At 60.3% G+C, this 23258-nt stretch carries 27 protein-coding genes and 2 pseudogenes; 25 read left to right on the forward strand and 4 right to left on the reverse strand.

All coding sequences use genetic code 11. From position 1 onward, the window contains the following. Positions 1 to 540 precede the first annotated feature (540 nt). On the forward strand, positions 541 to 792 hold the full coding sequence (locus B3I26_RS12280) for a hypothetical protein (RefSeq protein ID WP_296257989.1): 252 nt from the start codon (positions 541 to 543) through the stop codon (positions 790 to 792). On the opposite strand, the gene B3I26_RS12285 is transcribed toward B3I26_RS12280, so the two are convergent. The 3 genes and pseudogenes from B3I26_RS12285 to B3I26_RS12295 all read right to left on the reverse strand — a co-directional run. Further along, positions 768 to 1007: a hypothetical protein gene (locus tag B3I26_RS12285; protein ID WP_296257990.1), complete on the reverse strand. Its 240-nt coding sequence runs from the start codon at positions 1005 to 1007 to the stop codon at positions 768 to 770. The genes B3I26_RS12280 and B3I26_RS12285 overlap by 25 nt on opposite strands. A 23-nt stretch (positions 1008 to 1030) precedes the next feature. After that, a pseudogene (locus tag B3I26_RS12290) lies at positions 1031 to 2070 on the reverse strand (DUF4113 domain-containing protein). 56 nt (positions 2071 to 2126) lie between these two features. Further along, positions 2127 to 2282, reverse strand: a pseudogene (locus tag B3I26_RS12295) (peptidase S24); the annotation flags it as partial. A gap of 132 nt (positions 2283 to 2414) precedes the next feature. Here B3I26_RS12295 and B3I26_RS12300 point away from each other — a divergent pair. From B3I26_RS12300 to B3I26_RS12350, 11 genes are all read left to right on the forward strand, one after another. Next, positions 2415 to 3137, forward strand: coding sequence for an SOS response-associated peptidase family protein (locus B3I26_RS12300; RefSeq protein ID WP_296257991.1), 723 nt, complete (start codon positions 2415 to 2417; stop codon positions 3135 to 3137). Continuing rightward, positions 3121 to 3669, forward strand: a complete 549-nt coding sequence (thpR, locus tag B3I26_RS12305) for an RNA 2',3'-cyclic phosphodiesterase (protein ID WP_409522020.1) — start codon at positions 3121 to 3123, stop codon at positions 3667 to 3669. Before B3I26_RS12300 ends, thpR begins: the two co-directional genes overlap by 17 nt. 427 nt (positions 3670 to 4096) lie before the next feature. Continuing rightward, positions 4097 to 4828 (forward strand): hypothetical protein, encoded by a 732-nt coding sequence (locus B3I26_RS12310; RefSeq protein ID WP_296257994.1) that lies wholly within the window; start codon positions 4097 to 4099, stop codon positions 4826 to 4828. A 120-nt stretch (positions 4829 to 4948) separates the two neighbouring features. Next, on the forward strand, positions 4949 to 5170 hold the full coding sequence (locus tag B3I26_RS12315) for an AlpA family transcriptional regulator (RefSeq protein ID WP_296257995.1): 222 nt from the start codon (positions 4949 to 4951) through the stop codon (positions 5168 to 5170). Further along, the gene (locus B3I26_RS12320) at positions 5167 to 6030 is read left to right on the forward strand and encodes a ParA family protein (RefSeq protein WP_296257997.1); all 864 of its coding nucleotides are present in this window, start codon (positions 5167 to 5169) and stop codon (positions 6028 to 6030) included. The genes B3I26_RS12315 and B3I26_RS12320 overlap by 4 nt, the downstream gene beginning before the upstream one ends. 177 nt (positions 6031 to 6207) lie before the next feature. Beyond that, on the forward strand, positions 6208 to 7764 hold the full coding sequence (locus B3I26_RS12325) for a ParB family protein (RefSeq protein WP_296257998.1): 1557 nt from the start codon (positions 6208 to 6210) through the stop codon (positions 7762 to 7764). A 15-nt stretch (positions 7765 to 7779) separates the two neighbouring features. After that, on the forward strand, positions 7780 to 8331 hold the full coding sequence (locus B3I26_RS12330; RefSeq protein ID WP_296257999.1) for a DUF2857 domain-containing protein: 552 nt from the start codon (positions 7780 to 7782) through the stop codon (positions 8329 to 8331). Continuing rightward, positions 8325 to 9524, forward strand: coding sequence for an STY4528 family pathogenicity island replication protein (locus tag B3I26_RS12335; protein ID WP_296258001.1), 1200 nt, complete (start codon positions 8325 to 8327; stop codon positions 9522 to 9524). The genes B3I26_RS12330 and B3I26_RS12335 overlap by 7 nt, the downstream gene beginning before the upstream one ends. Before the next feature lie 136 nt (positions 9525 to 9660). After that, entirely contained in the window at positions 9661 to 10422 is a 762-nt protein-coding gene (locus B3I26_RS12340) for a PFL_4669 family integrating conjugative element protein (protein ID WP_296258002.1), read from the forward strand. Then, positions 10419 to 10928, forward strand: a complete 510-nt coding sequence (locus B3I26_RS12345) for a DUF3158 family protein (RefSeq protein WP_296258003.1) — start codon at positions 10419 to 10421, stop codon at positions 10926 to 10928. The genes B3I26_RS12340 and B3I26_RS12345 overlap by 4 nt, the downstream gene beginning before the upstream one ends. After that, the gene (locus tag B3I26_RS12350) at positions 10925 to 11362 is read left to right on the forward strand and encodes a single-stranded DNA-binding protein (RefSeq protein ID WP_296258004.1); all 438 of its coding nucleotides are present in this window, start codon (positions 10925 to 10927) and stop codon (positions 11360 to 11362) included. The genes B3I26_RS12345 and B3I26_RS12350 overlap by 4 nt, the downstream gene beginning before the upstream one ends. Positions 11363 to 11464: 102 nt before the next feature. On the opposite strand, the gene B3I26_RS12355 is transcribed toward B3I26_RS12350, so the two are convergent. Continuing rightward, a complete protein-coding gene (locus B3I26_RS12355) occupies positions 11465 to 11728 on the reverse strand; it encodes a DUF4880 domain-containing protein (RefSeq protein WP_296258005.1) in 264 nt (87 codons plus the stop codon). A gap of 91 nt (positions 11729 to 11819) precedes the next feature. On the opposite strand from B3I26_RS12355, the gene B3I26_RS12360 reads away from it, so the two are divergent. The 13 genes from B3I26_RS12360 (at position 11820) to B3I26_RS12420 (ending at position 23095) form a co-directional block, all read left to right on the forward strand. Then, a complete protein-coding gene (locus tag B3I26_RS12360; RefSeq protein ID WP_296258007.1) occupies positions 11820 to 12161 on the forward strand; it encodes a helix-turn-helix domain-containing protein in 342 nt (113 codons plus the stop codon). A gap of 135 nt (positions 12162 to 12296) precedes the next feature. Continuing rightward, positions 12297 to 14291 (forward strand): DNA topoisomerase III, encoded by a 1995-nt coding sequence (locus B3I26_RS12365; protein ID WP_296258008.1) that lies wholly within the window; start codon positions 12297 to 12299, stop codon positions 14289 to 14291. A gap of 741 nt (positions 14292 to 15032) precedes the next feature. Further along, entirely contained in the window at positions 15033 to 15554 is a 522-nt protein-coding gene (locus B3I26_RS12370; protein WP_296258009.1) for an STY4534 family ICE replication protein, read from the forward strand. Between the two features lie 67 nt (positions 15555 to 15621). After that, positions 15622 to 15879, forward strand: a complete 258-nt coding sequence (locus B3I26_RS12375) for a hypothetical protein (protein ID WP_296258010.1) — start codon at positions 15622 to 15624, stop codon at positions 15877 to 15879. 64 nt (positions 15880 to 15943) lie between these two features. Next, positions 15944 to 16438, forward strand: coding sequence for a JAB domain-containing protein (locus tag B3I26_RS12380; RefSeq protein WP_296258012.1), 495 nt, complete (start codon positions 15944 to 15946; stop codon positions 16436 to 16438). A gap of 65 nt (positions 16439 to 16503) precedes the next feature. Further along, the gene (locus tag B3I26_RS12385) at positions 16504 to 17214 is read left to right on the forward strand and encodes a hypothetical protein (RefSeq protein ID WP_296258013.1); all 711 of its coding nucleotides are present in this window, start codon (positions 16504 to 16506) and stop codon (positions 17212 to 17214) included. A 131-nt stretch (positions 17215 to 17345) separates the two neighbouring features. Beyond that, on the forward strand, positions 17346 to 17852 hold the full coding sequence (locus B3I26_RS12390; protein WP_296258014.1) for a PilL N-terminal domain-containing protein: 507 nt from the start codon (positions 17346 to 17348) through the stop codon (positions 17850 to 17852). After that, positions 17849 to 18520: a hypothetical protein gene (locus B3I26_RS12395; RefSeq protein WP_296258015.1), complete on the forward strand. Its 672-nt coding sequence runs from the start codon at positions 17849 to 17851 to the stop codon at positions 18518 to 18520. The genes B3I26_RS12390 and B3I26_RS12395 overlap by 4 nt, the downstream gene beginning before the upstream one ends. Before the next feature lie 10 nt (positions 18521 to 18530). Beyond that, positions 18531 to 19247, forward strand: a complete 717-nt coding sequence (locus tag B3I26_RS12400) for a TIGR03759 family integrating conjugative element protein (protein WP_296258017.1) — start codon at positions 18531 to 18533, stop codon at positions 19245 to 19247. Further along, the gene (locus B3I26_RS12405; RefSeq protein WP_296258018.1) at positions 19229 to 19783 is read left to right on the forward strand and encodes a transglycosylase; all 555 of its coding nucleotides are present in this window, start codon (positions 19229 to 19231) and stop codon (positions 19781 to 19783) included. Before B3I26_RS12400 ends, B3I26_RS12405 begins: the two co-directional genes overlap by 19 nt. Next, a complete protein-coding gene (locus tag B3I26_RS12410) occupies positions 19780 to 20196 on the forward strand; it encodes an integrating conjugative element protein (RefSeq protein ID WP_296258020.1) in 417 nt (138 codons plus the stop codon). Before B3I26_RS12405 ends, B3I26_RS12410 begins: the two co-directional genes overlap by 4 nt. Positions 20197 to 20205: 9 nt before the next feature. Continuing rightward, entirely contained in the window at positions 20206 to 22332 is a 2127-nt protein-coding gene (gene traD / locus B3I26_RS12415; protein ID WP_296258021.1) for a type IV conjugative transfer system coupling protein TraD, read from the forward strand. Between the two features lie 34 nt (positions 22333 to 22366). After that, positions 22367 to 23095, forward strand: a complete 729-nt coding sequence (locus B3I26_RS12420; protein ID WP_296258023.1) for a TIGR03747 family integrating conjugative element membrane protein — start codon at positions 22367 to 22369, stop codon at positions 23093 to 23095. Positions 23096 to 23258: the final 163 nt, after the last annotated feature.

The following is a 23258-nucleotide window of genomic DNA, read 5'->3' on the forward strand; positions in this document are numbered from 1 at the left end:
CGTATTGATAGCACAAATACCTGTCTGCTGCCATATTTTGGATCCAAGGTGGTGAAAGCACCGCTGCCGTAGATATCACTAACAACGACTGCTATCCGATTACTGCATGAGCTAGTAGCGATGATGGAAATCAACATCCCGTCGAGGCATTAAGGGTCGAGGACGTCATCGTTGGTCAGAGAACGAGGCACTGCAAGTCTCCATGTCACATTACTAAGACTGTTATGCAACCTGGTCATTTAGTAAGAATCAGAAATCTGGTACGCGTAAGCAAGTATTCCCAACGCGATTTAAATGCATAGAGCTTCCAGTCTGAGTTGTTACCACGGAACATAGTTGGATTTGTGGCTGAGGAAAGACATCTGGAAAGTGCTGCGGAACGCTCCGCTTACGCGCGAGCAGAGCGAGCAGGTGGAAGGTGAGCGCCCGGAGCCACGATACTGAGCGGATACCGCAAGGGCTCGATTCACGCCAGCCGACGCCGCAGGCGCCCGCTCGACCAAGCCGTTAGGTTTGCCTCGATTTCAAATGGATTTAGACATGCACGATTCACTTACCATCGCTTACAACGGCCTGATCCAAAATCAGATTGAGCTCACCTCAACGCTTACGTCGATCATCGACGAAGCATCTCTACGGGGAGTGCCATCAGCTCACATCAACGACCTGCGAAGAAGGATGGAGAGCTTCGAATCTCAGCTCAACGCCCTGTCCAAGCGGTTGATGGAGCGCCACGATGGCTTGAGGGATCACCTAATCGATCGGGATCAGCCTGGCACGGCATCCACCTGAACAATGCGACCTTCAGCGACGTCATTCACCATGCCTTGAAGACGAAGCTCTTCCCTCTGGAACATCGCAATCATCCGGTGCAACGCTTGGGCATCCGGATCATTACCAGCCTGGCTCAACCTCTCAGCGATGCGCACGAGCTCCACTGCTGACCATTTCAAATCAGCGGCGATTCCCTGCAAGTCTCTTCGCAGGTTTTGGTTTGAATCGTTCATATCAGCTTCCCTAATTCCCTGTCCTACTTGGCTGTAACAGTCCACAACTGATCCAGCCTCGTCGTGTAGCTGTGGCTCATCAGATCCCTGCGCATCGCCCATCCAGGTGCCGAAGGCACACTGGCTACGCGTAATGTCCCCCTTCCCCATCGCTCATTGATGAAGTCGAGGACACTCATCACCTTATCGGCCACCGCTGGCTGCGAATGAGCAAAAAGGTCATCCGTAAACTCACCAGGCTGCCGCAAATCCATGAGCAAGACCTCGGCTTTGCTGTACTTGTACCCTGGCAGAAAGAGACGGTTGACTGCCTCAGTCGCGCTTTGGTCATCAGCCGCACATCGTTCGTTGGATACGGCAGTTCGACTAGCGCGCCGTTCGCGTACTTCGTCTCCTCGGAATTGAACATCCCTGTTCGGATGCTCACGCGGATCTTTTTGCACAGCGAGTTCTGCGCCCGAAGCTTTTCTGCGGCGCGCTGCGTGTATGTGGCCACAGCCTCTTTGATCGGCTCGATTTCGGTCAACCGGTTGCTAAACATGCGACTGCAGCAGATCTCTTGTTTCGGCGGATCCGCCTCACCCAGTTCCAGGCAAGGTGTGCCGGCGAGCTCGCGCGCAGTTTTCTCGATCACGACGCTGAATTTCTGTCTGAGTGTCCAGGCATCCGCTAGTGCGAGATCCATGGCGGTCTTGATGCCCATGCATTCAAGATGAGCCTTCATCCGCTTGCCCACGCCCCAAAACCCTCCAACGTCAGTGTTGCGCAACGTCCACTCACGCTTGGCTTGATCGCAGAGATCAACGACTCCGCCAGTCTTTTCCAAGAGCAGCTTTGCCGTGTGATTTGCCAGCTTGGCGAGAGTCTTTGTGCGAGCAATCCCTACGCCAACGGGGATACTCGTGTGTTTGAAAATGGTCGCTCGCAGCTTGCGACCAAACGCTGTCAGATCACCCGGCATACCTGTCAGTTCGGCGAACGCCTCATCGATGCTGTAGACCTCGAGCGCCGGTACCATCGACTCAATGATCATCATGACGCGCTCGCTGGCATTCCCGGACAGTGCCCACTGTAGATCCCGGCGCCACGCATGCTATCGCCCTCGATCTTCACCAGTTAAACGTGAGGTGCGCGGATGTCGAACAACTCGTCTAACGAAATGTGCTTTTCGATGTGATCCGCCGCCGGAGACGGGAAGCCGGCTGGCACATGAAACGAGTACATGGGTAGCTTTTCGCCGCCGTTTGCCAATGGGCCAAGAATGGTGATGCTCATGATGCACGCCTTGCGATGCCAAACTGTATGTATACACAGTTAACGATCTGGATCGCTTGCGGTCAATCTCATAAATGAGGAAATTCGACAGGTGACAGCATGTGCTGCGGACGCTATCCGATCTAAGAGCCGATGGATCACTACCTCAAAGAGTTGGCCGCAAAGCAACTGGTGATCAATGGTTATGACCTCTGGCCTATCGAACGGTACAACGTCGCGCCGACCACGCGGGTCGAGATCATTCGCCCTGTCGGAGATGCCCTGAGCGTCGACAAGGTGCGGTGGGGCTGGTCACCCTTTTGGGCCAAGGGCAAACGGCCTGATCCAATAAACGCCAGGGTCGATACGCTGATGACTGGTAAGCTTTTCAACCAGCTTTGGCCCAGAGGTCGCATGTTAGCACCGGCCAACGGGTGGTATGAGTGGGTCAAGGATTCAGTCGACCCCAGGAAAAAGCAGCCTTACTTCATCACCCTCAAGGAACAGATCCCGATGTTCTTTGCTGGCCTGGCCGAGGTTCATGAGGGGTTGGAACCGGATGAACGCGACGGTTTTGTGATCATCACTGCGGGCTCAGATCAGGATATGGTTGATATTCACGACCGGAAGCCTCTGGTGCTGAGCCCTGAGCTCGCCAGGGAATGGATCGATCCTGAAACCTCACCGGAGCGCGCGAAGGAAATCGCCCTGGAAGGCTGCCGACCCACAGATGATTTTCACTGGTTCAAGGTGGGCAAGGATGTGGGCAATGTGCGTAACCAGGGGCCTTATTTGATCGAACCCGCCGAAAGCCACAGGGATAACCTTCGTGACCAGCACGCTGCACGCGAAGAGAAACATGACGATGAGCAATGAACCACAATCCCGACTGTTTTTTGCCCTCAGTTGCCCGCCTGCGCTTAGGAAGACCATCTCCCAATGGCGTGCCTCGCTTTCACTACGAGCCGGTCGCCCTGTACCCACAGCCAATTTTCATCTCACGTTGCTCTTCCTGGGGTCTGTTGATACAACCCAGATAGCTGGAATCTGCGAAGCGGCGTCGAAAATCAAAGGGCCGGGGAAAAGCCTCAATGTCCATCTGGACAGGCTAGAAGCGTGGCGTAGGGCTGGCGCATTGGTGTTGTCTCCAACCGACGCGGACACCGCATTGATGCGGTTGTCGTATGCGCTGGAACAGGCAATGTTGCCACTTGGACAGGAAAAGAAACAGATGGAGTTTCGCCCTCATCTGACGCTGTCGCGTGACTATCGACTCCCGGTTCCGGAGGCGTGTAGCCAACCGGACTTCGTTCTTCGAGCCGATCGGTTCGCGCTCTACGAATCTTACAAGGGGTCGTACCGAGCTCTGGCAGAATGGCCGCTTGTTCATCCCTCCACAGTGGGATGACTCAAGCGTAGAGGTTAAACGTTGTGGGCGTGCTCATGACGTGGACCTGAGGCCTTTTGACTAGGTTAACTTGGCGAGCCATCACCGGGTTAGTCGATAGTCCAGGCAAACCCGCCGGGTAGTATGGCGTATAAGAGTTTCCATGATGAGCGACGCACGGTGAACTTCGCAGCCAAACAAATCCCCAATCTCGCCACTCCCAAGAGTCCTATAACCGTGCAAGGACAGTCCCGGCAGCACGCATAATTCCTCGATGGCCTATCAATAGAACAAAAACCAATATCAGCTCTTGAACCAATTATCATTTATATAGTCATCAAATTGGATCCAAGTTTTGATTTTGTGCCAAACTGGATTTCTTACAGTCTCCGGAATGCGGTACCTCACCCGTCGCCGGTTCATGGAAAGAAGTAAAGGGACTGACAAGATGGCCTCACTAAGGAACTACTATCACCCGATAGACGCCGCTATTCTCTGGTCGGACCTCGCCGCGCATGAGACAGAAATCGTCCAGGTCGCGCTCCGAAAGCCAGAGCTCCTGCTCAAGGAGTTTCCTCAGTGGCCGTTCCTGCACGCCTACAACGAGCGGATCTGTGATGCGATCGCTTGCCAGGAATTGCCGGCCACCTACCTCGGCCAAGCCATCAGTCCCGGCAGTCGGCTAGAACATGCCTACATGTGCATCCGTCACTCCGATCTCCGAATGTGGGTGGCCCGCTACTACCCAGACGACAAGCCCGATTTCCTGTTCAGCAAGAACACCGACCACGCAGAGTGCGTCAGCCTCGGAGCGCACCTCGCTCAACGCGCTGAATTGGAATGTGCTCGAGGGGAGTTGACCAAGCTGCGCGAGATTCATTCATCCGTGCAATTGGAGCTAAAGACGCTGACTCAGGACCATCACAATCTGGCCTCGGATCTTGAGAAACTGGACGCGCCGTCCGAGGTGTCCACGGTCGTTTTCTACGTCATTATCGGCGCCCTGCTGGACGTCACCGTCGGGAAGAATGCCGATGGCCAGGTGCAATCTGTCTACAAAAACCAAGCGGCAGTGGTGGATGCCATCATCACCCGTTTCCCCAGCCAGCCTGGATTGAGTAAACGTACCCTCGATCGGAAATTCGCCGAAGCGCATCGGCAGTTGCATCCGCCAGGATAGCTGTCTGGAGGCGATTGCCAGGCAGCGCAGGCGACTGCCTGGCAATGACTTTGCGCTGGCCAAGGCATTGACTGACTGTCACATCCCACCGCGCGCCACTCGGCGCTAAGGAGTGACACCATGCAAGCTGCCAACGTTACCGCTGCTCCTGCCGATCGGCACATCATGCGTCGTGATGAAGTGGAGCAAAAAACCGGCTTCAAACGCTCGCACATCTACAACCTCATGAAGGCTGGGCAATTCCCAAAATGTCGCCGTATCGGCACGCGTGCCGTCGGCTGGGACTCCTGGGAAATAGAACAATGGGTGCTGGCGCGGCTGACGTCAGGTGCCCAGCCATGAACGTCCTGTCGTTGATCTCAACCAAAGGGGGTGTTGGCAAGACCACGGTGGCCGCCAACCTCGGGGGGCTGCTCGCCGATTCAGGGTTGCGCGTGCTGCTGCTGGACCTGGACAGCCAGCCGACGCTCTCCAGCTATTACGCGCTACTGGCTCCCAGCAACGCAGGTAGCTACGAACTGATTGCCAATGGGATCACCGAGACCGATCAGATTGTCACGGCTACGGTCATTCAAGGCCTCGACTTGATCGTCTCCAATGATCGTGAAGCCCATCTGACCACGCTGGTGTTGCATGCGGCAGACGGCAGGCTGAGGTTGCGCAACCTGCGATCAGCCTTTGAGGAACGTTACGATGTACTGATCGTGGATACTCAAGGCGCCCGCAGCGTCGTCGTGGAGATGGCCATCCTTGCCTCCGATTGTGCGCTTTGTCCTCTGCCGCCGGAAATGCTGGCGGCCCGCGAGTTGCGCCGCGGGACGCTAGGACTCTTTGAAGAGCTTGAGCCCTATCGTTACCTAGGCGTTGGGTTACCCTCGGTCAAGCTGCTACTGAATCAGGTCAACACCAACCGCCGTGACACCAGCCTGATCATGCAAAGCCTGAAGAACACCTTTGCATCGGACCCACATATCAGTGTCTGCGCATCGACAATCCCGGACCGGGTCGCCTACCTCAATGCCGCGACGCTGGGTTTGCCCGTCCACCGGGTGGAACGCAAACCAGCACCCGGCACACGCGGCCCGAGCGCCGCCGACATCATGGTGTCACTGGCGCAGGAACTGTTTCCTCAGTGGTCCGCGAAGATCGCGGCTGTGAACAGCGACGCAGCGCTACAGGCTCCAGCGGCACGCGAAGTATGACCCTGACCCACGTCTGGGCATCCTGGTCAGAGTTTACTGACGAGACCGCCTGCCTTGTCTCCCAACTTATCGCCATCGCTCAGGATCAGACAAAAACGGCCCGCGCTGTCGTACAGCCCTAGCCTATCGATCACGAATTCGCTGACGCTCCCTTCGAAGTTGACCAGAGGCCGTGTGATGAAGACGCCCACCTCCGAAGAAATCATGCAGAAACTGCAACAGACGCACTTCCCCAGGAAGTCTGCTCCAGAGCCGCTTCTCGAGCCCCGTTTCGATGCACCGATCATCGTCTCTTTGGAGCAGTTACGCCCCTACGAGCACAATCCGCGGTTCATCCGCAATCCGCTGTATGAGGACATCAAGGCCTCCATCCGGGAGCGCGGGCTGGACCAGCCGCCCTCCATCACTCGGCGACCCAATGAAGCGCACTACATCATCCGCAATGGTGGCAATACACGCCTGAGCATTCTGGGCGAACTCTGGCAGGAAACCCGCGATGAGCGTTTCTTCCGCATCAATTGCCTGTTTCGGCCCTGGCAGTCCGAAGCGCACGCCCTCCTCGGGCACCTCACCGAAAGCGACCTGCACGGCCAACTGACGTTCATCGAACGAGCACTGGCGGTGGCCAAATTGAAAGACATGTTGGAGGCCGGCTGCGAACCGCTCAGTCAGCGCGAGCTCGCCAAGCGACTCCGCGAAGGTGGGTATCCCGTATCGCAGTCTCACGTCAGCCGCATGCTCGATACCCTGGAACACCTGCTCCCGTCCATTCCGCAGGTTCTCTACGCCGGATTGGGAAAGTCCGCGATTGAGCGGGCGATCTCCCTCCACGGCAGGGCCGAGGCCGTGTGGAATCGCCACGCCACAGACCACAGCGGTTTTCCCGCTGTCTGGATGGCCGTGCTCTCACGCTTCGACAGTGAGGTGGCCGAACTGGAGACCAGCCAGTTGCAGGACGAGCTTCTCGCGGTGATGGCTGAGGCACTGGGACAGTCGCCACGAGCATTGGCGCTGGACATGCTTCAGAGCGGACAGCGCGAATTGGGAACAGCACCTCATTTGGCATCGAACGTGAACGACGCCAGCGACCCTGGGGAGGTTAGCGTCGGAACAGCTGCCGAGGTGCCACCCGCTGCAACCGACGTTCCCTCCGTCAGCACGGCGGCAAACGGGTCCTCTCTTGCGCCCTCAGAGACCTCGATAAGCGCTGCACCTGTGAAGGAAGTCGGCGAACGGTCCGCGCCTCTGGAGCAAGCCCATTCGCCGCCGGCCGAACCGAAGCCATCGGCAAACGTCACCGATGCTGACACTCCACAGGTCAAATCGGCTGCTACCGACAGTGCAGTTGAACTGCGGCAGACCTCCGCCACGCTGGCCAGAGCGCTGGCCGACTATGCCGATACCGGCCATCTGGTGAGCAGCAGCGATAACGGGCTCGGCTTCATCCTGTCGCTGGAACAGCCCACCACGCTGACACCCCGGGGCACCGGGATCCACCTGCTCCTCGCGGCGCTCCTGCGCCTACAGGATGAAGTGATCTGGGAACAGCGTCAGCAACTCCCCGCGGCCCTGTTTGGACAACTGTTGATCGGCGCCTACGACATCCGGCTCGTGGATCGCCCTGCGCTGTCCATAGGGCTTGAGCGCCTTCCCGACGCCCAGATGGAGCAGTTGTTCTCGCTGATCCGCGCCGCCCGCCGTCTGATCGAACTCACCCTGTCATCCTCTCGCTGATACGAGGAGGTCCCCATGAGCATGACCTTCAATCTCCTGAACCACGCCATGTTGAATCAGGTGCTCCACGAGTTACGACACGGACGCCTGCAACGTTGCAAGGCTCTGGGTCTCGACGATGAAGCCATCGAGGTGCTGCAGTCGTTGCCGCCTACCACCTTGTCGCATCTGGCGCATTCCTCTATCGCCTGGGTGGAAATCAAGGTGGACACCACCGTGCTGCGGCGTCTGATCGCCCAGGCCGAGCGCGATGAGCACAACGAGAGGCTAATCAACCGTGCGCTCAAGCTCGGTGCCAGCTCCACCATCATGTACCGCTGCTTTGGCCTGGATCATTCGGAAACTGCCTTGCGCCGCCGCGTACTGAAGATCGAGACACACCGCGGCCGCCCCGTTCAGTTGAGCGAAGCACAGGAGCACGCTGTGTGGAACCGCTGGAGCCAGTTGCGAAAAGAAGACCCTGACAGCGATCCGTTGGATGCCATGTTGATGTTGGCCGAGGAGCAGCACATCAGCCTCACGTTGGTGTGGCAACAGGTCGAACTCTACGGGGGGGTATCATGCTGAAGTACTACAGCATTGACTGGCAGGACGTGGTGCGCCAGTGCTACGACGCGCTGCGCTGCAGTCTCGACAGCAGAAGTTCGCCTGGCGAGACAATGGGTGACCAAGCTCAGCACGGTAACCTCAACCCTGGCCGTATCGACTTGCTGCCCCAAGCACTGTTGCTGGACCAGCGCCTGACACCGCTGGAACGCAACACCTGGCAGATCTTGCGTTGGCTGATCGAGCAGCAGGGAATCAGCATGCCGCAGTATCAGGACCTGCAGCCTTATCTGGCCACCAGCCCCTGCGGAGGCCTGGCGTCCCGGGAAACCGTCGCTCGCGCACTCAATGTCCTGCGCACGACCCGCTGGCTCACCTTGGTCGAGCGTGCTCGCGATGAGCAGGGGTGCCTGCGTGGCTGCCAGTATGTGCTACACGATGAGCCGCTGTCGGCCGCGGAAGCGGTTGACCGCGACAAAGATTACCTGGGGTTGATCCAGCGCAACCTGAGCCACGCCAACCGAGGGATACGCAATGTCGCGAAGCACGCCCTGGCAGAAATTCAGGCTGATCCGAATGTCCCGTGTGAAGTGGTTAAAGCGGTCCAACAACTGGCCATGCCCGCCGCTCAACAGGTGCTGTCACTGAAACCGGCCGAAGCGCCAGACGCTTCCGAACGCAGCGAGATGCACCGGGTTCAGAAGCCCCAGTCGACAGGCGCATATCCCGAACCTGGTCCACAGGCCGCCGTTTTGGCTGACGTTCGGAATACCGCGCCTGGGCGTACAGTACAACAAGACCAAAGCAAAAAAAGTACAGTACCGCTCACCTTGATCGACGCGACGACGCGATGGTCCGACAGCTTGAAACTCAGTCCGGCCGAGCAGCGCATGGCCGTGCAGGCGCTGCGCCAGCTCGAACCGGAACAGCGTGAAGCCGTCATCAGTGAGGCGGTGGTGCGCTGCGCCCGGGGCGATATACGAAAACCGGTCGCCTATCTGATGGGCCTGGTCAAGCGGGCATGTCAGGGAGAGTTCACGCTGTGGGCGGGTCGCGCGCAGGTGAGCCCGGACCGATCAGCCCAGCCCGCCTCCCCGCCCCCTCAACCGGCGGCAGGACGTGCAAGCCCCGCGAAGGATCGAGCGGTGTCCCCTCTCGCTCAGGCGTGCCTACAGGAGCTCAAACGGCGTTGTCATGTCGCCACTGGAACCTAGTGGATTTGATCCCGGCGGCATCAAATCCACTGAGGTCCATCACCTGATAACTTGAGCGATCGCGCTTCGCATTGAACGGTGTGTTTATCGCAGTTGCAGCCCATGGTGGCCGCCATCCCTCGGCGAGGACACGGCAATGGTCGACCACTACCAGCTAAACTTGGGCTCGTTGCGCAGCAGTATGACCCTGACCCTGCATACCCACCACGCTGCGCGTCTGTGGCAGGGTCGCATCGCCCGCGAGGGCGTCCACGCCATCATGGGCATGGCCGGCTACATCGGCGTCACCAACCTGCTCAAGCAAGCCAGTAGCCAGGACGATCCGTTTGCTGACTGGTTCATGCTGCAGTTGGAAGAAAAGCTGGCACAGGCCAAGAGCGAGATGCTTGCCCTGACCGAGCAGGTCAGTCTGGTCGAACGCGACTTGCCCACGCAGATCGACATCGGTGACAACCTCAACATCCACCCCGTCACACTGCCACTGTTCATCGGCAGCCAATTAGGGTTTCTCGCGGTATACCTGCTGACCGACTACGACACCCTGGTACGGCGTGTGTTACTCGCCCATCACACCGCACTGATTGGCCGCAGCGACATGGAAATCTGGATCGATCGTGGCGCCCACCAGCTCCGCAGCTTGTTTGGCCTGGCGCAGCGCTACCGACTGGCCGGCGTCAGTCGCGGTGACATGGCCGCGAACAATGCGCGCGCGCGTGAGGCCGTCGAGAAGTTTGGTCTCCCGCCGCAGGACATCCTCGAAGGCACACGGCGCTCGCAGTTCGCGCCGCCCACCAACCACGGCGCCGGGGCAACCACCAGCGCTGAACCAGATCACGAGCCGCCGGAAGATCCGCCGGCCTCTGCCCTGGCGGCTTTGCCAGACGGAGGTGACGCGTGACACTCGCCGAAGCCATTGCCCGCCGGTTTTCTGCGGATACCTATCGCCAGTTCGAACAGGCTGCCTCCCTAAAAGGCCTTTTAAAGCCTTTTAAGGGTAAGGGAGACCTGGTGCAGCTGGCGGACACTCTCCTGCGCCTGAGGAGCGATGTCGCCGGACTGATGGGCGCGATGCTGGCCATCGTGGCGCAGCCACCCTTCTCGCTGCTGGACCTGCGGTTGGTGATCCAGCACAGCGTGGCGGGCACCGATTTTTTACGCTGGCGCAGCCGTGATTTCAGTTGCATGGGCGTCGGCGTGTGGCAGCAAGCCATGGCACAGCCGCAGCTGGGCCAGACAGTACGCGAGGCGCTGCACCAGCTCGAGGTCAACCGCGTGGTGCTGAATCTGCAGATGAGTGGCCTGCATTCCCTGTACCGCCAGGCGCTCGCTTCGGCTGACAAGCTGGAGACGGCGGACGCGCAGCGCATGACACCGCAATCCCCCACCGAGGAGCAGCAACCATGAGTACGTTCTTTGTCGGCGAAGGCAACATCGGCAGTGCGCCAGAGTACCAGGAGTTCAACACACAGCCTGACGAACCGCGTCGGCTGCTGCGATTGAACGTTTATTTTGACAACCCGGTGCCCCGCGAAGGCGGCTTTGAGGATCGGGGCGGCTATTGGGCGCCGGTTGAACTCTGGCACCGGGACGCCGAACACTGGAGTACGCTGTTTCAAAAAGGCATGCGCATCCTGGTTGAGGGCCGTACGGTCAAGGATGAGTGGGAAGACAGCGATGACAATGCCCGGGTGACCTTCAAGGTCGAGGCACGGCGAATCGGCATCCTGCCGCACCGCCTGGCCTCCGTCACCATGCGTGAGAAAGGCGGCGAACCGGCCAAAGACGACGGCGCGACACGCAAGCGGGGGGCCAGCAAAACCACGCGCAAACCCAAGTAGGGGTATGGACGTCAGTGGAATTTCACCCCCTCTGAACGAGGCCGCTGATCAGGCGTGTCTGGCTGGGCACATCAATGATCGAGGCTGGTGAGGTGGCGTAGCTTATGGAGCAACTCCGTACTGCTCCAGTAGCTGCGCCACCGCCTCCAGGGATTGATTCAGCGCATCAAACGCCTGCCGATGCGCCGGATTCTCCTGAACCCAGTTGATCAGCGCTGCGCGCCTTTCGCCATTGTCCGGTGCCTGTCGTAGCGCCAACAGCAGCAGGCAGGCCCTGAGCTTCAGCGCCTCACACGGTAGTTTTTCACCTCGCTGCATCTTTTTCCTCTCAACGGCCCAGCCGGGAAATCCTCCGAGATCGAGCAATACGCCCCAATGGGTTGTTAGTCAACCTCATAGGGTGTTCATACCAACAGGTCGATGAACAACCATATGGGTCGAATTGGAGAACGACTCAGTGCCAGCCAAAGATTCCAGTCCCAAGCACATTGGTAGCCAGTTGGCGAAGTACCGTCGAAAGCGCGGATTGACCCAAGAAGACGTGGGCGTTCGCCTGGACATCGGCGCTGAAGCTGTCTCCCGAATGGAACGCGGCTTGGTGGAACTGACGGTGTCCAAGCTGCTGCAATTGGCCGACATCTTCGATTGTCCTGCCGATGAACTCCTGCTGGTGCTCAGCACCCGCCCCCAGGATCAGTCGCAGGTACTCACCACCCGCCTGAAGGCACTGAAGGCTAATGACCGCCAGTTCGCATTGACCGTCCTCGATCAGTTGACCGAACACCTGGCGACCCGCTAACCGCTTTGCCTCTACTCTGCTCGATCTCCGTCGCCCCCTCATGACGACGGATATGATGGTATTGCCTTCGGCTTTTCACTGGCTCGCCACGACCCTCGCGCCACCCTGTCGCTATCCGACCGGGAGAGCCTAACCATGCGCCTGTATCTTTGTGAGAAACCCTCTCAGGCTCGCGACATTGCGCGAGTGCTGCACGCCAATCGTCGCGGCGACGGTTGCCTGCAGGGCAACGAAGTGGCCGTGACCTGGTGCGTCGGTCACCTGTTGGAGACCGCTCCGCCCGACGCCTACGATCCACGCTACAAGCACTGGTCACTGGAGCACCTGCCGATTATCCCCAACGATTGGCGAATGGTGGTGAAAGCCAAGGTGGCGAGCCAGTTGAAGGTGATCAGCCATCTGCTGCGGCGATGTACTGAGTTGGTCATCGCCACGGACGCTGACCGTGAAGGTGAGATGATCGCGCGCGAAATCCTTGAGCGGTGCCACTACGAGGGTCCGATTCTGCGCCTGTGGTTGTCCGCGCTTGACGACACCTCCATCCGCCAGGCGTTGAAATCATTGCGCCCCGGCGAGCAGACGTTGCCGCTTTACCACAGTGCCCTGGCCCGCTCCCGGGCCGATTGGCTGATCGGGATCAATCTGAGTCGGCTGTTCACCTTACTCGGGCGTCGCGCCGGTTACGATGGGCAGTTGCCGGTGGGCCGGGTGCAGACGCCGACGCTGCGCCTGGTGGTAGAGCGCGATCGCGCCATCGCCAGTTTCGTCGCGAGCCCGTTCTGGACGGTCGACGCTCAATTGCACGCGGACGACCGCCTCTTTCAGGCTCGCTGGCTACCACCACCCAAGAGCTGCGATGAAGCGGGCCGCTGCATCGATCAGTCAGTCGCCGAAAACGCCGCCCGGCGCCTGCTGAGAGCGGGCTCGGCACGGGTCGCTCGCAACGACGTAGAGTGCGTCAGCGAGGGACCGCCTCTGCCCTTCGATCTAGGTACGCTGCAGGAGATTTGCTCTGCCAAGTTAGGTCTCGGTGCGCAGGACACCCTGAATGCGGCTCAGGCACTGTACGAGACATACAAAGCGACCACCTACCCGCGCAGCGACTGCGGCTACCTCCCCGACAGCATGCTGGCGCAAGCGCCGCACGTGCTGCACGCCCTAGCCGTGAGCCACCCCGCCATCAGCCAGCGACTGCAGCATCTCGACCCGACGCGGCGCTCTCGCGCCTGGAACGATCAGAAAATCACCGCTCACCATGGGATCATCCCTACGGCCAAAGTGATCGACCTGAGCCAACTGTCCGAGCGGGAACGCGCCGTATACGCGCTGATCCGCGCGCGCTATCTCGCACAATTCCTGCCCCACCACGAGTACCTGAAGACTCAGGTCCAGCTGCACGTGGGCACTGATCAATTGCTGGCGCGTGGCAAGCAGATCCAGGTGCGAGGTTGGAAAGCCGTTATCGACGAAACTGATGCCAGCGAGCCGTCTGAACAGACCCAACCCTTGCCGACCCTGACTGAGAACGAAGCCGTCAACATTCAAAACGCGGCAGTCAACAGGCAGCGGACTCAGCCACCGAAGTCGTACACAGAGGGCACTTTGGTGAAGGCGATGAAAACCATAGCCAACCAGATGGCGGATCCGCGTCTTAAGCAAACACTCAAGGCCAGTGTCGGCATCGGCACCGAAGCAACCCGTGCGTCGATCATCCAGGGTCTGCTCGATCACGGCTACCTGACCAAGAAAAAGCGCAGCCTCGTCGCGTCGGCCCCCGCCCACACCCTGATCGAGGCCGTGCCACCCACCGTGGCTGACCCCGTACTGACGGCGTTGTGGGAGCAGGCGCTGGAGCGAATCGAGCTTGGCCAATTGAGCGTGGATACCTTTCTCGCCAAGCAGGCCGCATGGTTGGTGCAACTGGTCAATGATCACGCGTCTTTGGCGCTGCCACTGCCTCGGGCCAAGGGCCCAGCCTGTCCCATCTGCCGCAGCGCGATGCGTCAGCGCAAAGGCCGAACCGGCAGTTTCTGGTCGTGTGTGCGCTACCCGGTTTGCACGGGCACCAAGTCAGTCAAGGTCGGCGCCTCTCACAACAAGGCCAAGCCATCCAGCCCGCGTCGAACTTGACGCCGACCAGCAGCGCTGGTGTAGTGAATGAGCCCCCTCGCCGATTGGCGAACCGAGACCGATTCGCTCCGGGCAGCTCGGTCAGACTCACAGAGTTCGGAGCCCTTCCCACCCGCGTCTTTGGATAGTTCTCAGCGTTCCCTGCCCCGAAGTGGATGACCCGTGCGGCTTGTTTCAGGCCCCAGGGGTCATCCGCTACGGCGCCCATGCTCAGCTCCGGTGCCCGCCGGCGAAACACTGGGCACCTTTTGTGCGCGGATGCGTGCCAGTTGATTCCGACCCAGGCCACGACAAGGGTCGGTTGATCCAGAGGTGCGACAACGGCTGTTTTGCGATGTACTCCGCTGTCACGCCACCGGGTCGAAGGTGGTCCGACTCTTCCCAGCCTGATGACCGTCGGGCTATTTTTTCGCCGCCGATAATCCACTGGGTGCCACCGGCTTCCGCTCACCAAAACCCTACGCAATCCTCAGTTGACGGGCTTCGAGCCACATTTTATAGATGAACTGCACATCGCTGTCGTTGACAGCACCCAGGCAGCCAGGACCTTCAAGGCTGCGCCCGTTCAAGGGTGGTTCTCCCTCAAGTGCGATCAGCGTTCGGAAGCTCGCACGATCACTGATCCTTCGGTGATGAACGCCCTCGCACCCTGAGTACTTTCCTTCGCACCTCTCTCTTGCGGCACTCACCAGCCGCCAGGGCCGGTGGATGTCCGCGTTTCCAGAAACCAGGAGATCCATCATGACTACATCAAGCACCACTGCCCCCATCACCTATTTCAATCTGCACACCCACGGCATCGGTTACCTGAACCGTGTTCGTGAAGTCCCGGTACGCCGCGGGCAGGCCTTCATGGCTTGCGACATCGCAGCGTTGCACGGCGCGTCGGATGATGTCGAATACACCCGCTTCGACTGCAAGGTCGCCGGCGGTGAAGCTGAACGCTTGATCCGGGAGCACGAGGAGGATGTGCGCGCCGAACGCAAGGTGCTGATCGCCTTTCGCATCGGCGATATCTGGATTGACCCCTTCCTCTATGAGAAAGGCGAGCGTAAGGGTCAACCCGGCGCAAGCCTCAAAGGCCGACTGATCTTCATTGAATGGATCAAGGTCGACGGTCAGTTCAGTTACCGGGCGCCTGCCCGCACCGACAGCCCTGCACCTGACGCTGAGATGGAAGCAGACGACGCAGACAACGAGGTCGAACCGCTTCCAGCCACCCGTACCGCTCGCAAATCCTCTGCGGCCCATCAGTCCGCCTGATGCAGATGGCCTCCCAACAGCGGGCGCTTCCACAAGCGCCTGCTGTCAACTCACTTCAGAGGTCACCATGGAAAGCTTCTGGTTGTGCGAGGACTGCTTGCAGGCCGTCGCCTATGACGACTACAGCGCAGTCTCGCTGCACTCCAGCGAGGCTGAAGTCGAACAACGCATCACGCGCATGCATACCGCGTTACGGGCATTACTGCCACTCAGTGCCGATTTCGATCCTGAAAGCGGTATCGGCATCGAAACCTTTTCCACCCGCACCTGCGAGTGTTGTCACGACACCCTGCACGGTACCCGTCATCGCTTCACCCGACTCTGAATCCGGCACTTCACCTGTCTGGGACACTCACCAAGGAGCGCCCCTTTATCAAGAGGATTGACCCATGAACACCGCCCTGAACCTGGTCGAACCACTCGACCCCGTGTTGGCTCAGCGTCACCGTGAGGACGCGCTGATCGAAGAAGCACTGCAGTTGCTCGACCATCGCTACTTCAAACGCGGCGAACTGTTGATGACCCCGGCCGACGCTGCGGCCTACTTGAAACTGCAGCTCGCGCCCTATCGGCACGAAGTGTTCGCCCTGCTTTGTCTCGACTCGCACCACAGGGTGTTGAGCTTCGACGTGCTGTTCACCGGCAGCATCGACGGTGCGTCGGTCTATCCACGCGAGGTGGTGATCAAGGCACTGGAACGCAATGCAGCTGCCGCGATCTTCAGCCACAACCATCCCTCGGGATGCCCGGAGCCAAGCGCTGCCGACAGGACCCTCACCACGCGCTTAACCGAAGCCTTGGCGTTGATTGAGGTGCGAGTGCTGGACCACATCATCGTCGGCGCTGGCACGCCGCTTTCACTGGCCGAATACGGTTGGATCTGACCGCCCGCTTCTGCCTCGGAGGTCACCGTCAGTCTGGGTGACCTCTGCTTTCCAGGAGAGCCATCATGCCCCCTTCATCTCACAATCCCTTCGTTCGCGGATTCCACAACCTCAGCTACGAGCGCGTCCTGCAAATCCACTATGACGATGCCTACCCACCCTGCTACCGCTCGTTGCATCCGGCGCAAAAGCAGCTGCCCGACGACGCGATCAGCCTGCACTCGTGCCTGTTCGATGACGACTGCGCAATCATCCTCGACGCCAACGGTGCGCCTGACTGGCTAGAGATGCCCAGCCTGGCAGACGGCGTGGTCAACACGGTGATCTACCAGGTGATTGGCCAGCAACTCGGTCACTCACGCCACCTCGGTGATTTTTCCAACGAGGATGCCGCCCGCCAACTGCTCGAGCAGTTGTCCTTTGCCACGGGACACTACAGTCGCAGTTGGGAAATCAGCAGTGCTCACTTGCCGGCAGAAGACATCGGGTACCTGCAGTTACGCACCCGGTGGCGTTGGCCGGCGGGCTTTTTCGAATGCTTCGCACTGTCCAACAGCCATGCGGTGGGTTGCAAGCTGTACTCGACCCCTTGGACCATGGAAATCGAGGCCGGCAGTACCAGCACCGACGAGGTCCTGATGCGCATGCATGATGACCTCGTCCCGCCCACGCTGTTGCGACTGCTCCTGTTGGCCGGACAAGCGGACGTTCGCTTTCTGGTATTTGACCCTGACGCCTTACCGCTTGCAGAGCTGCCACTGTTCACTGAGAACTGACTCAAGGCGCCCAACAGGGCGCCTTTTTTATGGTCACTCGACAGTAATGAGGGTCAAGCGGATTCGGTTTATCGCTGGGGGAACGACGCACGCTTGGCCATGGTGTCGGCAACTTTTGTCGAGACCTGGTCATGCATACCCCTACACTTTTCACGCTTGGACTAATGATGTTGCTGGTGGGTTGCGGCTCGCCGCCCCCTGCTCCTGCCCCCGCACCTCCAGTGCCGCCAGCCCCATCGCCCCCGCCAAAAGCCCCGATCCCTGACTGGGTACGCCAGGACCGCTACACCCTGATCAGTACACGACCGACGCTGGAACAACGTGAGCCGCTCTATCAATTGATCCATGTACAGATCCCCCCCGCCCTGCACGCGACTGTCGGCGACGCCCTGCGCCATGTGCTGCAGCGCTCCCGTTACTCGCTGTGCCCAGACAGCCCCGCCGTTAGTCGGCTGTTCAGTCGCCCGCTGCCGGCCGTGCATCAGCAGCTCGGGCCCATTGCGCTGCTCGATGCCCTGACCATCCTCGGTGGACCGGTGTGGCAGGTCGTGATCGATCCGGTCGACCGGACCCTCTGTTACAGCCTGCGCTTACCACCACCCGAACCGCCCCGCTCGACACTGGAGATCGCACAATGAAGCCTCACCACTTCCAGACCCTGGTGATCGGTGCGTTGTGCCTCGGTGTCACCGTGCTCGCCGCCAACACCTACAACCATCACCAACAACTGGCCGAGCTCCAGACCGCTGCGCACAGCGCTCCCGCCAATCCTGTGCCCGCACTGCGCCGCGACATCAGCGCCTTGGCCGATCGGCTGGAGACGCTGCAACCGCAGGTGCTGGCGTTGAGTGAGGCTCAGGAGCGGCACACCGCGGCGCAGGTCGATCTGGACAAGCAGCAGCAAGCGCTCGCGACATCCCTCAAGACACTGCAAGCATTGCCGCAAGGCCCCAGCAGCACCGACTTCGCCACACTGACACAACGGCTGACGACAGCCGAGACGACGATTTCACAACTGTCGGCGCGGCCCATGGCGCCTGCAGCGACTAACACGCAGGCAGCGGCCACGGCTGACAGGATCGCCAAGCCCAGAGCCCCGGTCCCACCCTTCAAACTGCTGGGGCTCGAGACCCGGGGGAGCGTGCGTTACGCCACCGTCCAGCCCCCAGGCACGCACGCGTTATCGATGGTGCACTTGCTGCAACTCGGCGACAGCCTGAACGGCTGGCAGTTACAGGCCATCCACGAGGATCAAGCGGTGTTCCTGGTCCCTGGGTATGGCCGCCGCACGCTGCCCTTGCCGTAAAGAGGTGTCTATGGTCCGGCTCACCGCGCTTGCGCTCACCCTGCTTTCCACCTGGACCTGGGCAGCACCGGAATCGAGCGCCCCGAACAGGGTCGACTCAGACCCGCGATACAGCGATCCATCGCCCCTGGCTCAGCAACACGCTGACGCGGTCAATGCCAAGGTCTGGGGGCTGACGGATGACGAATGGCGCAAATTCCAGCGCCTGCAGGCCGGGCCTCGGCACTACTGGTCGCCGCAACTCGACCCTCTGACGACGCTGGGGGTGGAGGCCGACTCCGATCAGGAGCGGCAACGCTATGCCGAGCTGCAGGTGCGCCTCGAAGCCAAACGTGCTGAGCGTGAGCTGGCGTACCAGAAAGCCTACACCGCCGCTTGGGCCCGACTGTTTCCAGGCTTGGCGCCTGTGCAGGGCTTGGCCGGAAACGAAACGACAAGTGCCCAGCGCTACGTTCTGTTTGTAGAAGAGCGTTGCCCCGCCTGTGTGACCAGTCTCCAGGAGTGGCTGAACGCCGGCGAGCGTCTGGATGTTTACCTGATCGGGAGCCAAGGTGACGATGCGCGGTTGCGTCAATGGGCGCACGCTGCCGGTATTACACCTGCACAGGTCAGCAGTGGCCAGGTGACCCTCAACCACGACCGCGGCCGCTGGTTTGCCCTGGGCGCCACACGCCCCTTGCCGGCGCGTTTCCAGCGGGTGGAGGATAAATGGCAGCGCGTCGACTGATGCTCGTGCTGGTCCTGACCGGAATCCGGGCAGTACAGGCCGATTCCCTGCCGCCACCTGCCTATCAACTGGCGGCCGCGCGCGCCGGAATTCCCGCTTCCGTGCTGTTCGCCATCGCCCTGCAGGAAAGCGGCGCCCCCTTGCGGGGCCAAGTCATTCCATGGCCCTGGACCCTGAACGTCGCCGGCATCCCGCAACGCTTTGCCAGCCGGGATGAAGCCTGCACCGCTCTCAGACTGGCGCTGACGCGCCATGACGCCAAGCGCATCGACGTTGGGCTGGGGCAGACCAACCTCGGCTACCACCCCGATCGTTACGCCAGCGCCTGCGACGCCCTGGATCCGCGCGAAAACCTGGCCGTCACCGCCGAGCTGTTGCGTAACCATTACGTGGACGCTGGTGACTGGTTCGTCGCCGCCGGCCGCTACCACCGTCCCGCCGGCGGTCAGCCCGCGGCGCGCTACCGCAACCAGTTCAGCCGGCACTGGCAACGCATCCAGGCCGACGTCTCGTTAGCTGGAGGATCACATCCATGACCCGATCGGCTCTGATGATGATCATCTGCCTGTGGCTACCACAGGCTGCGCATGCTGACTCCGGACAGCCACCCGATCCGCGCACGTTGAATTGGGTGCTCCCGGTGCACAGCGCCCGTCTCACGCCGGGCCACGTACCGACCAGAACGCTGAATCTGCCAGGATTCGCACCGTTGTTTCTGATCGGCCAGGATGCTGTATCCCTCGAGTGGCTGTCGCGGCACGCGCAAGCGCTTCAGGATATGGCCGCCAAGGGCCTCGCTGTCGAAGTTGCCGACGCCCAGGCACTGCACCGCATCCAGGCGGCGGCACCAGGCTTGAGTATCTGGCCGGTGAGCGGCGACGACATCGCAGCACGACTGGAGTTGGAGCACTACCCGGTGCTTATCACCTCCACCGGTCTGGAACAGTAGAGGTGGACAATGGGCGACCATGCGATGGAGTCCCTGTTGCGCCCTGCGGTTGAGCTCTACACCGTCGGCATCTGCATCGGTGCCGGAGCCCTGTGCCTGCACTCGCCCTGGGCAGTAGCCCTGTCGCCGGAGGTGGGCACTGGCATGGCCCTGGCCTACACCGCATTTGGCCTCAAGCGACTGAACGAGGCGCGGATCGTGCTGCGCTATCGGCGCAACATTCGCCGCCTGCCCCGCTATTCGCTGACCAGCCGACAAATCTCCGTCAGCAGCCAGCGCCTGTTCATGGGCCGAGGGTTTCGCTGGACCCGCCAGCACACCCAGCGACTCCTCGAAGCCCAAGACCCCGCGCTGGCGAAATACGTCAATCAGTCCACCGCCTACCAGTGGGCGCGGCGGATGGAGGCGTTGCTGGAAAAGGCCCCTCCCGGACTGACCCTGCTCCCTCGCCTCACGGCATGGGACAGTCCGTTCAATCCTCTACGCCCGCTGCCTCCCGTCGGTGGTTCGCCGTTGCTCCACGGGGTCGAGCCGACTGAGCAGGAAGCCACCTTGCCGCTGGGTGAACGCGTGGGACATACCCTCGTGCTGGGAACCACCCGAGTCGGCAAGACTCGCCTGGCCGAGGTGTACATCACCCAGGACATCCACCGGCCGAGCCAGGAAGTCGTGATTGTCTTTGACCCGAAAGGCGATGCCGACCTGCTCAAGCGCATGTATGTCGAAGCACGGCGTGCAGGACGCGAGCACGAATTCTATGTCTTCCACCTGGGCTGGCCGGAGATCTCCGCCCGTTATAATGCCATCGGCCGTTTCGGCCGCATCTCGGAAGTGGCAACCCGCGTCGCTGGACAGCTCAGTGGCGAAGGCAACTCGGCGGCATTTCGCGAGTTTGCCTGGCGTTTCGTGAACATCATTGCCAGGGCGCTGATCGAGCTGGGCCGACGCCCGGACTACCTGCAGATCCAACGGCATGTGGTGAACATCGATGCGCTGTTCATCGAGTACGCGCAACATTTTTTTGCCCGTCATGATCCGCAGGCCTGGGAGGCGGTGGTGCAGATTGAAAGCCGACTCAACGAGAAGAACATCCCCCGGCACATGATTGGTCGGGAAAAACGTGTGGTCGCCATCGAACAGTACCTGGCGGTCAAACGCATCTTCGACCCGGTGATGGACGGTTTGCGTTCAGCCGTGCGCTATGACCGCACCTACTTTGACAAGATCGTGGCCTCCTTGCTGCCCCTGCTGGAAAAGCTCACCAGCGGCAAGATCGCTCAACTCTTGGCTCCCGACTATGCTGATCTGGACGATCCACGACCGATCTTCGACTGGCTGCAGATCATTCGCAAACGCGGCATCGTCTACGTGGGGCTGGATGCCCTCTCCGACGCCGAAGTCGCCGCCGCCGTGGGCAATTCGATGTTTGCCGATCTGGTTTCCGTTGCCGGCCACATCTACAAGCACGGTATCGATCACGGCTTACCCAACTCGGCCAGCACGGCCGCCAGGGTGGCGATCAACCTGCACGCTGACGAATTCAACGAGCTGATGGGCGATGAGTTCATCCCTCTGGTCAACAAGGGTGGCGGTGCTGGAATTCAGGTCACCGCCTACACTCAGACCCTGAGCGACATTGAGGCGCGGATTGGCAGCCGCGCCAAGGCCGGCCAGGTTATCGGCAACTTCAACACCTTGCAGACGCTCCGCGTGCGGGAAACCGCAACCGCTGAACTGCTGACCAACCAATTGCCAAAGGTCAACGTGCAGACACGCACTCTGGTGTCCGGAGCTACGGATACTGCTGATCCCGATGCCCGTACGGACTTTACTTCCTCCTCGCAGGACCGGGTCACCACCACCGCGGTACCACTGATTGAACCCGCGCACATCATCGCGCTGCCCAAGGGGCAGATGTTCTCGCTTCAGGAAGGTGGACAACTGTGGAAGGTGCGCATGCCGCTCCCCACACCGGCGAGTGACGAGACGATGCCGGCAGATCTCCAGAGCCTGGCGGCGCGCATGCGTGAGTCCTACAACGGCGGTGTCGGGAGTTGGTGGAGTAACTCAGGTGGCGCACCGACCCCCGACTTCGACCCTGAGAAGCCACTGCCTGGGACTAAGCCTTTACCCTGACTATCCGGAAGCAGCCAACTAGAGTGGAGCGCCGATGCCTACGACCCCAGCCAATCGTCCGCCTACCCCACAACGTCCCGGGCTCATCACAGGTACGATCGAGCTGTGCCTGCGGCTCCTCGGCCTGCTGTTTGCGTCGCTGCTGTTTTCCATTGTGGTGGAATTCGTGGGCATGGTGTGGTTCTGGCCCGAGCAGAGCTGGCACCACAGCCAGGGAATGTGGCTGAGAGAATTAGGCTGGCTCAGTGAACACTTCAGAACTTCGCTATTGGTGCACGAACCCGCACACGCGACCGCTAGGATTCTTGAGCACTTGAACGACTGGGTCGTGGTGCGCACAGGATGGGCGAATTACGACGAGCATCTGAAGTTACTCAGCCATGAGGGGTCGATGCAGGGGCAGTTGGCTCAAGCCTACGTCGTTGTGCAGAAGTATCTGCTGGCGGCCCTGTTCACGGTCTTCACATTCGTGGTTCGCCTAGCTGTTCTCTCCCTGGCCATGCCCCTGTTCCTGCTTGCCGTCATAACGGGAGCGGTCGATGGCTTGATGCGACGCGACCTGCGCAAGTTCGGCGCCGGCCGCGAAAGCAGCTTCGTCTATCACCGGGCAAAGAGGACGTTGCTGCCGCTGACAATCAGCCCTTGGGTCATCTACCTCTCCCTTCCTTGGTCGTTGAACCCCAATTGGGTGCTCATACCGAGCGCAACGCTGCTGGGTTGCATGATCGGCATCACCGCCGCCACGTTCAAAAAGTATCTCTGAGTCTACCCGGAGTTCATTGCTCCCAAGACACTCAACCCTGCCCCATCAGCTTCACTGGAGAGCGTGAAATACAGTCCTTGCAGTCGACGATTATGCAATTTTCTTTGACGCTGGCATGCACTGCTATCGACCCGCATACCGGACAGCTAAAAACGGGCGACAT

This window comes from Pseudomonas sp. UBA5706, assembly GCF_002419965.1.
Classification (GTDB): Bacteria; Pseudomonadota; Gammaproteobacteria; order Pseudomonadales; family Pseudomonadaceae; genus Aquipseudomonas.